This is a genomic window from Cellulomonas sp. S1-8 (assembly GCF_026184235.1).
Classification (GTDB): domain Bacteria; phylum Actinomycetota; class Actinomycetes; order Actinomycetales; family Cellulomonadaceae; genus Cellulomonas.
Genome location: NZ_CP110806.1, coordinates 2,386,831 through 2,399,631 on the forward strand (window position 1 = coordinate 2,386,831; position 12,801 = coordinate 2,399,631).

The following is a 12,801-nucleotide window of genomic DNA, read 5'->3' on the forward strand; positions in this document are numbered from 1 at the left end:
GACGGAACATCCCCTCTGGCCGGTTGGTGTGGGCGCGTCCCCCGTGCACGATCCCGGGGCCCGCTGCCGACACGTCATCGTAGACGGGCCCAGCAGCACGTCCGTCCACCCGACCGAGGTGTGGGACCACGGGCCCCAGGGTCGCCGACGTCCCGCGACGGGCCTAGCCCATGTCGGAGCTCATGAAGGGGATCGCGAACCCGACGAACAGCAGCGGCAGCACCGCCGCGAGCACGAAGATGACCGCGAACAGGACGCCGAGCCCCGTGGCGATCCAGCCGAGCACGATGCCGGCGGTGGCCATGCCCTCGTTGTTCGCCTGGCCCGCGGCGACGGCCTTGCGCGCGTTGCCGCCGATGAGGACCGCGGGCACGCCCGTGAAGAACACGCAGCCGAGCACGCCGAGCAGCCCCAGGACGAGCGACCACACCGCGAGGTCGTTCCGCGGCACGTAGGGAGTCGCACCGGGCGGCGGGTAGCCGGGCGGCGGGTAGCCGGCCTGCGGGTAGCCGGCCTGCGGGTAGCCGGCGGGCGGGTAGCCCGCCTGCGGGTAGCCCGCCTGCGGGTAGCCGGCGGGCGGAGACCCTGCGGGCGGGTGGCCCGCGGTAGGGGCGGGCGGGGGCGGGGATGACACGGCGTCGACGGGCGGTGCCGCGTCGACGGGGGTCGGTGGCGCGTCGACGGGCGTCGGTCCGGCGGGGTGCGCGGCGTACGCGCCCTCCTGGCCGTAGACGGGGCCCGGCTGGGGGTCGTGGGGCTGGCTCATGGTGGTCCTCCGGACGGGTGGGTCGACGGGACCGCCCCGCCGGTCAGGGCAGCGGGGCGGGTCCCAGGTACGGGACGAGGGCGGGCACGTTGCGCAGCACGGCGAACGCGACGACGCTGCCGAGGGCGACCCACGGGAGCCAGGCGGGCGCGCTCGTCGGCGGGCCGCCGCGCAGGCGCCGCACGGTCCACGCGATCCACGCGAGCACGAGGAGCGGTGCCGTCACGGTCCACAGCGGGTTGGCCGCCCAGGCGCCGGCGACGTCGCCGGTGGCCAGGTCGTGCGTCGCGCGCAGCCCTCCGCAGCCGGGGCACGACACCCCCAGGAACAGGACCGACGGGCAGATCCCGTAGCTGAGGGGCGCGTACGGCGTCCGGACGACGAGCAGGACGACACCGGCCGTCACCGCGGCGCCGAGCGCGAGCGGCACCGCCCCCCGCCGCACGACGTGCGACGAGGATGCGGTGCCGGTGCTCACGTCCGTTCGCTGCGCAAGGGTCACGGCGCCATCTGCTGCTGGCGCTCCATCTCCTCCTGCACGTACGCCCAGAAGCCGTCCCAGCCGCCGTACTGGGCGAACGCGATGGCGAAGGTGACCAGGAAGTACAGGCCGATCAGGATGCCGAGGATGCTCACGATGATGCCCGCCATCGAGAGCCCGCCGTTGCTGGCCTCACCGCGCGCCGCGGCGCCGCGGCCCTTGATGCCCAGCCACAGACCGACGGCGCCGGGGATGACACCGATGACCAGGCAGCACAGCAGGACCGAGACGATGCCGAGCACGAGCGACCAGACACCGAGGGAGTTGCGTGTGGTGGCCTGCGGCGCGCCGTAGCCCGCGGCACCGTAGCCGCCGGCCTCCTGGCCGTAGCCGGGAGCCTGTCCGTACGCGGGTGCATGACCGTAGGCCGGGGGCTGCCCGTACGCGGGCGGCTGCGGCTGGCCGTACACCGGCGGCTGGCCGGCGCCGGTCGCGGCCGGGTCCGGGCTGGTGCCGGCCGGGTACGGCGGGACCTCGCCGGACGTGGGCGGGACGGGCGGCTGCGCCGCGCCGCCAGGTGCACCGGACCCGGTGCCCGGCTCGTCGTCGGGCGTGTACGGGTCTCGGGGCTCGTTCGGGGTCGACATGCAGCTCTCCCTGGCTCGGTGGTGGCCGGTCGAGCCGGCCGGGGTTGACCGGAGCACGACTCCGGTGCGGTCAGTGGCCCCCGCGACGCTTCGCGCGAGCGAGCGTCGCTGCGCCGCCCTGGCCGTGGCCGAGCAGCTGCAGGACCTTGCCGAGGACGACCCCGGCGACCATGACCGCCATGCCGACCCAGAAGAGCCACACCAGCGCGAAGGTGACGCCGAGGGCGGCCACGACGGAACCGCCCACGACAGTCCAGGTCGTCGTCCAGGCGGCGACGGTGCGGCCGTGGTTCGTCGGCGCGGTCGTCGGCGGCAGGTGCACCGTCTCGGTACGCGTCGTGTTCTGTGCGCGGTGGGCCAGCGAGTGATCGGCCATCAGTACGTCCTTCGTGCTCGGTTTGCCTCACCCTATCCGAGACGGACCTCCCCGACGCGCTGGTCAGGACGGGTCGTCGCCGCGTGTCAGCGCGTCCCAGTCGGCGCGCTCGTCGGCGGCGCCGGGGTCGGTCCCGCCGGTGTCCGGGCCGACGGGCCGCTCGTGACGACGTGAGCGGTGGTCCCACGCACCCGGTGCGCGCGCCAGGGCGACGGCGAGCAGGACGACGAGCACTCCGACCACGACCGCAGCCGCGGGTCCGGCGGTCGTGGTCGCCCCGGACGCGCCGGTGACGCCGGTCGCGTCGGCCACCGCACCCGACACGGCGCCGGACGGGTCCGCGAGCACGGCGGCCCCGGCGGCCAGCACGAGCACCCCGGCACCCGCGCTCACCGCGGCGACGACCCACCGCCCGGCGCGCCCGACGAGCGCGAGCGCCCCGGCGGCCGCGAGCAGGACCAGGGCCGCGGCCGGAGCCTGCGGGGCGGCGGCCGCACCGTCCACCGTGACCGTCACCGCGCCGTCCAGCACGCTGGTGCCGGACCCGGTCACCCACGTCGGCACCGTGACGAGGCCGACGACGCCCGCGGCGAGCAGGAGCGCCAGCACCCACCGCCCGCGGCGGGCCGGCGCCACGGGCCCCGGGTGCGCGGCCGCGCCGGTCACGGCACCTCGTGGCGCAGACAGGCCGCGAGCTGCACCGCGCGCACGGCGGCGGCCGCCTTGTTGCGCGACTCCTCGTACTCGAGCGCCGGGACCGAGTCCGCGACGATGCCCCCACCCGCCTGGACGCTGGCGCGACCGTCGCGGATCACCGCGGTGCGGATCGCGATGGCCATGTCCATGTCGCCGGCGAAGTCGAAGTACCCGACGGTGCCGCCGTACACGCCGCGCCGGGCGGGCTCGAGCTCGTCGATCAGCTCGATCGCGCGCGGCTTGGGCGCACCCGACAAGGTGCCCGCCGGGAACGTCGCGACGAGCGTCTGGAGGGCGGTGGAGCCGGCGCGCAGCCTCCCGACGACCGTCGAGCAGATGTGCATGATGTGGGAGAACCGCCGCACGGCCATGAACTCGACGACCTCGACGCTCGTGGGCTCGCACACCTTGACCATGTCGTTGCGGGACAGGTCGACGAGCATGATGTGCTCCGCCCGCTCCTTCGGGTCGGCCAGGACCTCGTCCTGCAGCGCCCGGTCCTCCTCGGGCGTGGCCCCGCGCGGACGGGAGCCGGCGATCGGGAACGTCGTGACGTGCCCGGCGCTGACCTTCACCAGCGTCTCCGGGCTCGAGCCGACGACGGCGAAGTCGCGGCCGTCGGCGTCCTGCAGCGCCAGCATGTACATGTACGGGCTGGGGTTGATCGTCCGCAGCACGCGGTACACGTCGAGCGGGTCGGCCGGGCAGTCGAGGTCGAGGCGCTGGGACAGCACCACCTGGAAGACGTCGCCGTCACGGATCGCCTCCTGCCCGCGGCGGACCGACTCCTCGAACTCCTCGCGCGTGCTGCGGAACTCGAGCTCGGGGACCGCGACGTCGGGGTCGACGACCGCGGGTGCCGAGGGCGCCGGGCGGCGCAGCGCGGCCTGCATGTCGTCGAGCCGGCGCACCGCGTCGGCGTACGCCTCGTCGACGCGTTCGTCGGTCGCGTCGAAGTTGATCGCGTTGGCCACCAGCCACACGGAGCCGTCGACGTGGTCGACCGCGGCCAGGTCGCCGGCCAGCAGGAGCGTGACCTCGGGGATCCCCAGCTCCTCCGGGGCGCGCGCCGGCAGCGTGGGCTCCCAGTGGTGCACGACGTCCCAGCCGAGCACCCCGACGAGGCCGCCGGTCAGCGGCGGCAGCCCTTCGATCCGGGGGGTGTGCAGGACCTCCAGGGTCTGTCCCAGCACGTCCAGGACGTCGCCCTGCGTCGGCACGCCCGCCGGCACGTCGCCGGACCACACCGCGCGCCCGTCACGCACCGACAGGGCGGCACGTGAGGCGACCCCCACGAACGACCAGCGGCCCCAGGTGCCGTCGGACTCCGCCGACTCGAGCACGAAGGTGCCCGGACGCCCGGCCGCCAGGGTGCGGTAGAGCCCGACGGGGGTGACGTCGTCGGCCAGCAGCCGCCGCACCACGGGCACGACGCGCCGGTCCACCGCGAGGTCCCGGAAGCCGTCGGCGGACGGCCACGTCGCACCCCAGGGCAGGTCCGTGACGGTCGCGGGACGCGCGGCGGGGACGGCCTGCTGGGTCACGGCTGAGCTCCTCGGGGGGTCGGGGTGGTGCCCACGGTGGGCGCGGACGACGCGGGTGCGGCCTGCGTCACGACGACAGGCAGGGACCCGCCCGCCTCGAAGCACGTGTGGGTGCCCGTGTGGCACGCAGCGCCGACCTGGTCGACGGTGACGAGCAGCGCGTCGCCGTCGCAGTCGAGGGACACGGCGCGCACGTGCTGCACGTGCCCGCTCGTGTCGCCCTTGCGCCAGTACTCCTGCCGGGACCGGCTCCAGAAGGTCACCCGACCCGACGTGAGCGTGCGGTGCAGCGCCTCGTCGTCCATCCAGCCGAGCATGAGGACGTCCCGCGTGGCGTGCTCCTGCACGACCGCGGCGACGAGCCCGCCGTCGTCGCGGCGCAGACGGGCGGCCACGGCCGGGTCGAGGGCGCTGCGCGCCACGCGGCCGTCGGGTGCGGAGGGGTTCGGTGACACGCGACGATCCTGCCACGCAGGACACCGGGCACGACCACGCCGTCCGGGAGCCGGCCCCAGGGGTGCTCCGGACCGTCAGCGGGTCTGCGCGACCCAGGCCTGGTGCATCGCGGCGTAGTGCCCGCCCTGCGTCACCAGCTCCGCGTGCGTCCCCGTCTCGACGACCCGGCCCGCATGGACCACGACGACGCCGTCCGCCGCCTCCGCCGTCGACAGCCGGTGCGCGATGGTCAGCGTGGTCCGACCCCGCGCGAGCTCGCGCAGTGCCCGCGCGATCCGCACCTCGGCGACCGGGTCGACGGCCGAGGTCGCCTCGTCCAGCACGAGCAGGTCGCCGTCGGCGAGGCGGGCGCGCGCGAGCGCGATGAGCTGGCGCTCCCCCGCCGACAGCAGCTCCCCACGCTGCCCGACCGTGGTGCCCAGGCCCGCGGGCAGCTCGTCGACCCAGGCGTCCAGGCCCAGCTCCTCGACCGCCCGCTGCACCTGCGCCGCGGCATGCGGGTCGAGGTCGGTGCTGCCGCCGAGCGGCATGTCGCGCAGCCCGTAGGCGATGTTCTGCGCGAGCGTCCCGTCGAACAGGAAGCCCTCCTGCGGCACCAGCACGACGCGTCGGCGCAGGTCGGCCGAGGCGATCCGCCGCAGGTCGACCCCGTCGAGCAGGACGGCCCCCGACGTCGGGTCCATGAACCGCGCCACCAGCTTGGCCATCGTCGTCTTGCCCGAGCCCGTGGCACCGACGACCGCGACCGACGAGCCGGCCGCGAGCTCCAGGTCGACGTCCTGCAGGACCGGGGGCCCGTCCGGGTAGGCGTAGCCGACCCGGACGAACGTGACGCTCGCCGACCCGCGGGGGCTGGGGACCGCGTCGTCACCGGGCTCCGCGACGTCGACCGGGGTCTCCAGGACGCCCAGCACGCGGCGCCAGCCGGCCACCGCGTTCTGCAGCTCGTTGAGGATCTCGGTGGCCATCTGCACGGGCCCGGTGAACAGCTGCACGAGGAACAGGAAGGCCAGCACGCGCCCGACGGTGAGCTCGCCCGCGACACCGAGCCACGTCCCGGCCACCACGACGACCGCCAGGACGAGGTTCGCGACGAGCACCCCGGAGGAGAAGACGACGGCCACGAGGCTCTGGGCGCGCACCATCGCGCGCCGCGTCCCGGCGACCGCCGCGTCGATGCGCCGCTGCGTGCGCGTCGCGACGCCGTACGCGCGGATCGTCTCGGCACCGACGACGGCCTCGGAGACCGCCCCGAGCATCGCGCCGTACTGCTCGCGCACGGCGGCGTACCGCCGGTTGACCCCGCGCTGCATGCGGGGCAGCACCAGCAGCAGCGGGATGAAGCAGGCCCACACGAGCAGCGTGAGCTGCCACGAGTACACCGCCATCAGCGCGGTCGCGACGAGGATCTGGAGCACCGAGACGAGCAGCAGGATGCCGCCCCACTGCACGAACATCGAGATCGTGTCGACGTCGGACGTCACGCGCGAGACCAGCGACCCGCGACGCTCGGTGTTCTGGGTGAGCACCGACAGGTCGTGCACGTGCCGGAACGCCCGCGTGCGCAGCGTCAGCAGCCCCGACTCGCTGGACCGGAACAGCCGGACGTTGACGACCGCCGAGCAGGCCGCACCGACGGCGAGGCCCAGCGCGGCGATGCCGACCAGCGCGGCCGCGCGCGCCGTGTCGACGCCGCCCGGCGCGAGGATCGCGGTGTCGATCGTCTGCTGGACCGCGATCGGCACCAGTACGCGGGCGGACGCGGCCACGACGGCGAGCGCGAGCGTGACCACCAGACCGTCGAGCAGCTCCGGTGAGACCTGCACGCCCCGGCGCAGGGTCGCGCGGACGCCGAGCGTGCTCGCCGGCGCCATCCGGCCACCGGTGCCGGGCTCCTGGGGGGTGTCGGTGGTGCTGCTCATCGGGTCCCTCCGTCAGCCGTCACGTCGTCGGCCGTCGCGTCGTCGTCCCACGTCACGGCGGCGTCCTCGTCGGCGCGCTCGCGCTCACGGCGCTCCGACTCGCGCGCGTAGGCGGTGGCCAGCTCCCGGTAGCCGGGGTCGCGCTGGAGCAGCTCGGCGTGGGTGCCCCGGTCCACGACGCGCCCCGCCTCGACGTGCACGACCTCGTCCGCCAGCAGCACCGAGGACATGCGGTAGGCGACCAGGAGCACGGTCGGGCCGGGCGTGCCGGCGTCGGGGCGCAGGCCGGTGAGGATGTCGCGCTCGACCCGCGGGTCCACGGCGGAGGTGGCGTCGTCGAGGACCAGGACGCGCGGCCGGCGCACGAGCGCGCGCGCCAGCGCGAGCCGCTGTCGCTGCCCACCCGAGAGGTTCGCCCCCCGCTCGCCCAGCGGGGCGTCGAGACCGCCCGGCAGCGCGCGGACGACGTCGTCGACGCGCGCGGCCACGAGCGCGGCCCACACGTCGTCGTCGTCGGGCGCACCCGCGTCGCCGGGGTCCGCGAGCGTGACGTTGCCGCGGACCGTGTCCTCGAACACGAACGTCGACTGGCTGACGTAGCCGACCTGCGCGGCGAGGTCGGCGGGACGCACGTCGCGCACGTCGAGGCCATCGATCTCGACGACGCCGGCCGACGGGTCGACGAGCCGCGGCACCAGGCCGACGAGCGTCGACTTGCCCGAGCCCGTCGGACCGACGACGGCGAGCGTCCGGCCGGCCGGCACCACGAGGTCGACGCCGTTCAGCAGCTCGACCTCGCCGTCGGGGCTCGGCACGGCGAGGTGCACGCCGCGCAGCCGCACGTCGGCGCCGCCGGTGGCGCCCGGCAGCGGCGCGTCGCCGTCGACGGGCACGCCGTGCGCGTCGAGGACGCGCGAGATCCGGTCGTGGCCGACCAGACCGCGGGGCAGCTCGCCCAGCACCCAGCCGAACGCCCGCACCGGCACCGCGAGCAGGGTGAGCAGGTACGCGGCGGCGACGACGTCGCCCGTGCCGATCGCCCCGACCGCGACGCGCTGCGTGCCGACCAGCAGGACCAGCAGCGTCCCGAGGTTCGGGAGCAGGTCGATGACCGGGTCGAACACGGCACGCACGACGCCGACGCGCACGTTCGCGTCCCGCAGCGCGCGCGCCCGGTCGGTGAACCGGTGGTCCTCGCGGTCCTCGGTGCCCAGCGACTTGACCAGCGTCGCGGCCTCGAAGCTCTCGTGCGCGACGTCGGCGACCTCGGCCCGCAGCTGCTGCGCGCGGGTGATCGCGGGCGTCATCCGACGTTGGAACACGAGGTTCGCGATCACCGCGAGCGGCAGCACGACCAGGGCGGCCAGGGCGAGCCAGACGTCCGTCCGCACCAGGGCGAACGTCGCGACCACGATCATCACGACGACCCCGAGCGCGAACGGCAGCGGGTTGAACACCCCGGTCGCGGCCTCGACGTCGGACCCCGCGTTGGACAGCAGCTGCCCCGTGGGGTGCCGGCGGTGCCAGGACATCGGCAGGCGCAGGTACTGGCGCGTGACGGCCCGGCGGTGGTCGGCCTGGATGTCCGCGACGCCGATGCCCGCGACGATGCGGCGCGCGGCGACCGTGAGCGCGAGGGTCAGCGCCACCAGCGCGACGACCACCCCGGCGAGCCAGATCCTGCCCTGCGCCTCGCGCGAGCCCGCGAGCGCGGGCACCACGACCTGGTCCGTCACCGCCCCCAGGACACGGCTCACCCCGACCGTCAGGGCACCGAACAGCGCGGACGCACCGACCGCGAGGACGTAGGTGCGGGGGTGCGAGCGCATGCCACGCCAGATCAGGGCGACCGACCGGCGCGCGGCCGAACCCTGGAGCGTCGACCCGCGCGTGGGGTGCCCCGGGGGGCCGGCGGGGGTCCGGGGGCGCGCGGGCACGGCAGTCACACTCCTGACGGGAAGGGGGATGCTGCGATCTTCTCACGCAGGTCCGACATGCCCCCCGAACCCCGCGCCGGGCGACGTGCCGTGCGCGACGACGCCCTGCGCGTGGCACGATCGCGTGCCATGACGTGGCACGAGACCGAACGAGGCTGGCTCGCCGATGCGCTGCGCGCCGCGGACCCGCAGGACCCGACGCTGTGCGACGGCTGGCAGGCCCGGCACCTGGCGGCGCACCTGGTGCTCCGCGAGCACCCGGGCGTGGCGAGCGGCGCGGTGCGCGGCGGGCTCGGCGCCGCCACCGAGCGCCTGGCGGCGACCGCCACGGACCCCGCGGGCTACGCGGCGCTCGTCGACCGGTTCGCCGCGCCGCCGCCGCGCTGGAGCCCGCTGACGTGGGCCGGCGACGCGGTCAACCTCACGGAGTACTTCGTCCACACCGAGGACGTGCGACGGGGCACCGGTGCACGCACGCCGCGTGACCTGCCCGACGCGCTGGCCGAGGCGCTGTGGTCGCAGCTGGTGCGGATGGCGGCGCTGCGGCTGCGTCGGCTGGGCCCGGGCGTCGTGCTCGTCCGCGACGACGACGTGCGCTGCGCCGCGCACTCCCCCCGCACCGGCCACGGCACGGTCGTGCTGCGCGGCGGCGTCGGGGAGCTCGTCCTGGCGGTGTCCGGGCGTCTGCAGGCGGCCGACGTGCGCGTCGACGGCACACCCGACGACGTCCGGGCCGTCCGGGACCTGCTCACCGGCCCCTGACGCGGCGCGTCAGCGCACCACGACGTCCGCCGCGCGCAGGGCGTCCTTCACCTGCCCGACGGTGAGGGTCCCGAAGTGGAAGACGCTCGCGGCGAGCACCGCGTCGGCGCCCGCGCGCGCGGCCTCGACGAAGTGCTCCACGGTCCCGGCACCGCCCGACGCGACGAGCGGCACGCTCACGCGGGCCCGGACGTCGGCGATCATCTGCAGGTCGAAGCCGGCGGTGGTGCCGTCCGCGTCCATCGAGTTCAGCAGGACCTCGCCGACGCCCAGCTCGACGGCCCGGTGCGCCCACTCGACGGCGTCGATCCCGGTGCCGCGCCGACCGCCGTGCGTCGTGACCTCGTAGCCCGAGGCCGTCGGCGTCCCGTCCGTCACGCGGCGGGCGTCGACCGACAGCACCAGCACCTGCGAGCCGAACCGGTCGGCGATCTCGGTGATCAGCTCGGGGCGCGCGATGGCCGCGGTGTTCACGCCGACCTTGTCGGCGCCGGCCCGCAGCAGCCGGTCCACGTCCTGCGGCGAGCGCACCCCGCCGCCGACCGTGAGCGGCACGAAGACCTCGCCGGCGGTGCGCCGCACGACGTCGTAGGTCGTCTCCCGGTCCGACGACGACGCGGACACGTCGAGGAACGTCAGCTCGTCGGCGCCCTCGGCGTCGTACCGCCGCGCGAGCTCGACGGGGTCGCCCGCGTCGCGCAGGTTCGCGAAGTTGACGCCCTTGACGACCCGGCCCGCGTCGACGTCCAGGCACGGGATCACGCGCAGCGCGAGGCTCATGACGCCCCCTGCGCGGGGCTGCCCGTGGCGAGGATGTCGATCACGAAGACCACCGTCTTGCCGGCCAGCTCCTCGCCGTCGGTGACGCCGAGGGGGTACGAGGGGGGCACGACGAGCATGACGCGGCTGCCGGCGGGCTGGTCGACCAGCCCCTCGGCCCAGGGCGGCACGTCCGACAGGAGGAACGAGACCGGCAGGACGCGCTGCCAGGTCGAGTCGAACAGCACGCCGTCGTCCCAGGCGAAGCCGCCGTACTGGACCGTGATGACGTCGCCGGCCGCGACCTGCGCGCCCGTGCCGCGCACCAGCGGCTGCACCACGAGCCCGTCGGGCGGGGGGGTCCCCGTGGGCGCGAGCGTCAGCGCACCGTCACCGCTCTCGGTGACGACCGGCAGCGCCGGGTCCGGCGGCACGGGTTTGCCCACGGCACGGGTCGGCAGCACGTCGAGGACCGTCACGGTCGGGTAGTCCGCGCCGGACCCGCCGGGCGCCACCTGCAGCAGCCGGGCGCCGACCTGCTGACCCTGCAGCGTCTCGTACAGGTCCGTCCCGAGGTCCTCGGCGGTGAGCATCCGGGGCGTCGGGCTCGTGGAGTAGCTCTCCTTGACGAGGCTGCCGTCCGTGGCGTTCTCGAGCCAGAAGTCGATGAGCACGGGGGCACCGTCGACGAGCTCGGCGCCCGTGCCGGGCCAGATCACCTCCCGGAAGGTCCCGTCGACGCTCAGCGGCGTCAGGTACGTCACCGTGGGGAACTCCCCCGCACCGCCCGTCACCGTCACCTCCGGGTCGACCGACGTCACCGCGCCGCACGCCGCCAGGAGCAGCCCTGCGACGGTCAGCACCGTCACCCGGCGGACACCCGCCACCCACCGCACGTCCGCGCCTCCCGCAAAGTTCGCTCCACCGTGGCACCGCCCGCGGCGGGTCGCCCCCGACCCGTCCGCGACGGGGCCTCACTGTACGGGGCGCGCGATCCGTCCCGCGGCGTCGTCCCGCGCACGTCCCCGTCCCCGCCCGCCACCGGGGACGGGCGTCACATCGACTCGATGAGCCGGTCGACGCGCTCGTCGACGTTGCGGAACGGGTCCTTGCACAGCACGGTGCGCTGCGCCTGGTCGTTGAGCTTGAGGTGGACCCAGTCGACCGTGTAGTCGCGGCGCGCGTCCTGCGCGGCGCGCACGAAGTCCCCGCGCAGCTTCGCGCGCGTCGTCTGCGGCGGGACCGCGGTCGCCTCGAACACGTCGAGGTCCGTGGTGACACGCTCGACGAGCCCGCGGGCAGCGAGCAGGTTGTACAGGCCCTCGGTGCGGGAGATGTCGTGGTACGCCAGGTCCAGCCGCTGGACGCGCACGTCCGACAGCTCGAGCCCGTGCTTCGCGCGGTAGCGCTCGATCAGGCGGTGCTTGATGACCCAGTCCAGCTCCCGCTCGACGAGCGACAGGTCGTCCGTGCGCAGCGCCCGCAGCCCGCGCTCCCACAGCTCGAGCACCTGCTTGGTGTCCGGCGACGGGCCCACCTCGGCGGACACGAAGTCGCTGACGCGGGAGAGGTACTCCTCCTGCAGGTCGATCGCGGTGACCGTGCGGCCCGTCGCGAGCGTCACCGGCTGCTTGCCGGTCATGTCGTGGCTGATCTCCCGGATCGCCCGGATCGGGTTCTCCAGCGTCATGTCGCGCATCGTCACGCCGGCCTCGATGAGGCGCAGCAGCAGGTCCGTGGAGCCGACCTTGAGCATCGTCGTGGTCTCGGACATCGAGGAGTCGCCCACGATCACGTGCAGGCGCCGGTAGTGCTCGGCGTCGGCGTGCGGCTCGTCGCGCGTGTTGATGATGGGGCGTGAGCGCGTGGTCGCGCTGGAGACCGCCTCCCAGATGTGGTCCGCGCGCTGCGACAGGCAGTACACCGCGCCCCGGGGCGTCGCGAGGACCTTGCCCGCACCCGTGAGGATCTGGCGCGTGATGAAGAACGGGACGAGCACGTCCGACAGTCGCGAGAAGTCGCCCTGGCGACGCACGAGGTAGTTCTCGTGGCAGCCGTAGGAGTTGCCGGCCGAGTCGGTGTTGTTCTTGAACAGGTGGATGCGACCGGGCAGCCCCTCGTGCTCCAGGCGCTGCTGGGCGTCCGCGACCAGGCCCTCGAGGATCCGCTCACCCGCGCGGTCGTGCGTGACCAGCTGCCGCCAGTCGTCGCACTCGGCCGTCGCGTACTCGGGGTGCGAGCCCACGTCGAGGTACAGCCGCGAGCCGTTGCGCAGGAAGACGTTCGACGAACGCCCCCACGCCACCACCTTGCGGAACAGGTAGCGCGCGACCTCGTCCGCGGACAGTCCGCGGCCGTCCTGCGCCGCGCACGTGACCCCGTACTCGGTCTCCAGACCGAAGATCCGCCTGTCCATGCGTCACTCCCCGTCTCGCTCGTCCGCCGGAACCCGCGG

13 protein-coding genes are annotated in these 12,801 nt (G+C 75.0%); 1 reads left to right on the forward strand and 12 read right to left on the reverse strand.

The genetic code is table 11. The annotated features are described in order from the left end of the window. Positions 1-163 precede the first annotated feature (163 nt). From OKX07_RS10705 to OKX07_RS10745, 9 genes are all read right to left on the reverse strand, one after another. The gene (locus OKX07_RS10705) at positions 164-766 is read right to left on the reverse strand and encodes a DUF4190 domain-containing protein (protein ID WP_265628068.1); all 603 of its coding nucleotides are present in this window, start codon (positions 764-766) and stop codon (positions 164-166) included. A gap of 43 nt (positions 767-809) precedes the next feature. Further along, on the reverse strand, positions 810-1,244 hold the full coding sequence (locus tag OKX07_RS10710; protein WP_265628069.1) for a DUF2752 domain-containing protein: 435 nt from the start codon (positions 1,242-1,244) through the stop codon (positions 810-812). 20 nt (positions 1,245-1,264) lie between these two features. After that, on the reverse strand, positions 1,265-1,894 hold the full coding sequence (locus OKX07_RS10715) for a hypothetical protein (RefSeq protein ID WP_265628070.1): 630 nt from the start codon (positions 1,892-1,894) through the stop codon (positions 1,265-1,267). A 70-nt stretch (positions 1,895-1,964) separates the two neighbouring features. After that, positions 1,965-2,270, reverse strand: a complete 306-nt coding sequence (locus OKX07_RS10720; protein ID WP_265628071.1) for an HGxxPAAW family protein — start codon at positions 2,268-2,270, stop codon at positions 1,965-1,967. 63 nt (positions 2,271-2,333) lie between these two features. Continuing rightward, positions 2,334-2,936 carry a Trp biosynthesis-associated membrane protein gene (locus OKX07_RS10725; RefSeq protein WP_265628072.1) on the reverse strand — a complete coding sequence of 201 codons (603 nt, stop codon included), beginning with the start codon at positions 2,934-2,936 and terminating at the stop codon, positions 2,334-2,336. After that, on the reverse strand, positions 2,933-4,510 hold the full coding sequence (locus OKX07_RS10730; protein ID WP_265628073.1) for an anthranilate synthase component I: 1,578 nt from the start codon (positions 4,508-4,510) through the stop codon (positions 2,933-2,935). The genes OKX07_RS10725 and OKX07_RS10730 overlap by 4 nt, the downstream gene beginning before the upstream one ends. After that, the gene (gene hisI / locus OKX07_RS10735; RefSeq protein WP_265628074.1) at positions 4,507-4,965 is read right to left on the reverse strand and encodes a phosphoribosyl-AMP cyclohydrolase; all 459 of its coding nucleotides are present in this window, start codon (positions 4,963-4,965) and stop codon (positions 4,507-4,509) included. Before hisI ends, OKX07_RS10730 begins: the two co-directional genes overlap by 4 nt. Before the next feature lie 75 nt (positions 4,966-5,040). Further along, entirely contained in the window at positions 5,041-6,888 is a 1,848-nt protein-coding gene (locus OKX07_RS10740; RefSeq protein ID WP_265628075.1) for an ABC transporter ATP-binding protein, read from the reverse strand. Continuing rightward, complete coding sequence (locus tag OKX07_RS10745) at positions 6,885-8,717, reverse strand: ABC transporter ATP-binding protein (protein ID WP_265628076.1); 1,833 nt, start codon at positions 8,715-8,717, stop codon at positions 6,885-6,887. Before OKX07_RS10745 ends, OKX07_RS10740 begins: the two co-directional genes overlap by 4 nt. A gap of 237 nt (positions 8,718-8,954) precedes the next feature. Here OKX07_RS10745 and OKX07_RS10750 point away from each other — a divergent pair, with 237 nt between their 5' ends. Then, positions 8,955-9,587 (forward strand): TIGR03085 family metal-binding protein, encoded by a 633-nt coding sequence (locus OKX07_RS10750; protein ID WP_265628077.1) that lies wholly within the window; start codon positions 8,955-8,957, stop codon positions 9,585-9,587. Between the two features lie 9 nt (positions 9,588-9,596). On the opposite strand, the gene hisF is transcribed toward OKX07_RS10750, so the two are convergent. The 3 genes from hisF to pafA form a co-directional block, all read right to left on the reverse strand. Beyond that, a complete protein-coding gene (gene hisF / locus OKX07_RS10755) occupies positions 9,597-10,367 on the reverse strand; it encodes an imidazole glycerol phosphate synthase subunit HisF (protein WP_265628078.1) in 771 nt (256 codons plus the stop codon). Continuing rightward, on the reverse strand, positions 10,364-11,215 hold the full coding sequence (locus tag OKX07_RS10760) for an FKBP-type peptidyl-prolyl cis-trans isomerase (protein WP_265628079.1): 852 nt from the start codon (positions 11,213-11,215) through the stop codon (positions 10,364-10,366). The genes hisF and OKX07_RS10760 overlap by 4 nt, the downstream gene beginning before the upstream one ends. 185 nt (positions 11,216-11,400) lie before the next feature. Continuing rightward, entirely contained in the window at positions 11,401-12,762 is a 1,362-nt protein-coding gene (pafA, locus tag OKX07_RS10765) for a Pup--protein ligase (protein WP_265628080.1), read from the reverse strand. Positions 12,763-12,801 lie beyond the last annotated feature (39 nt).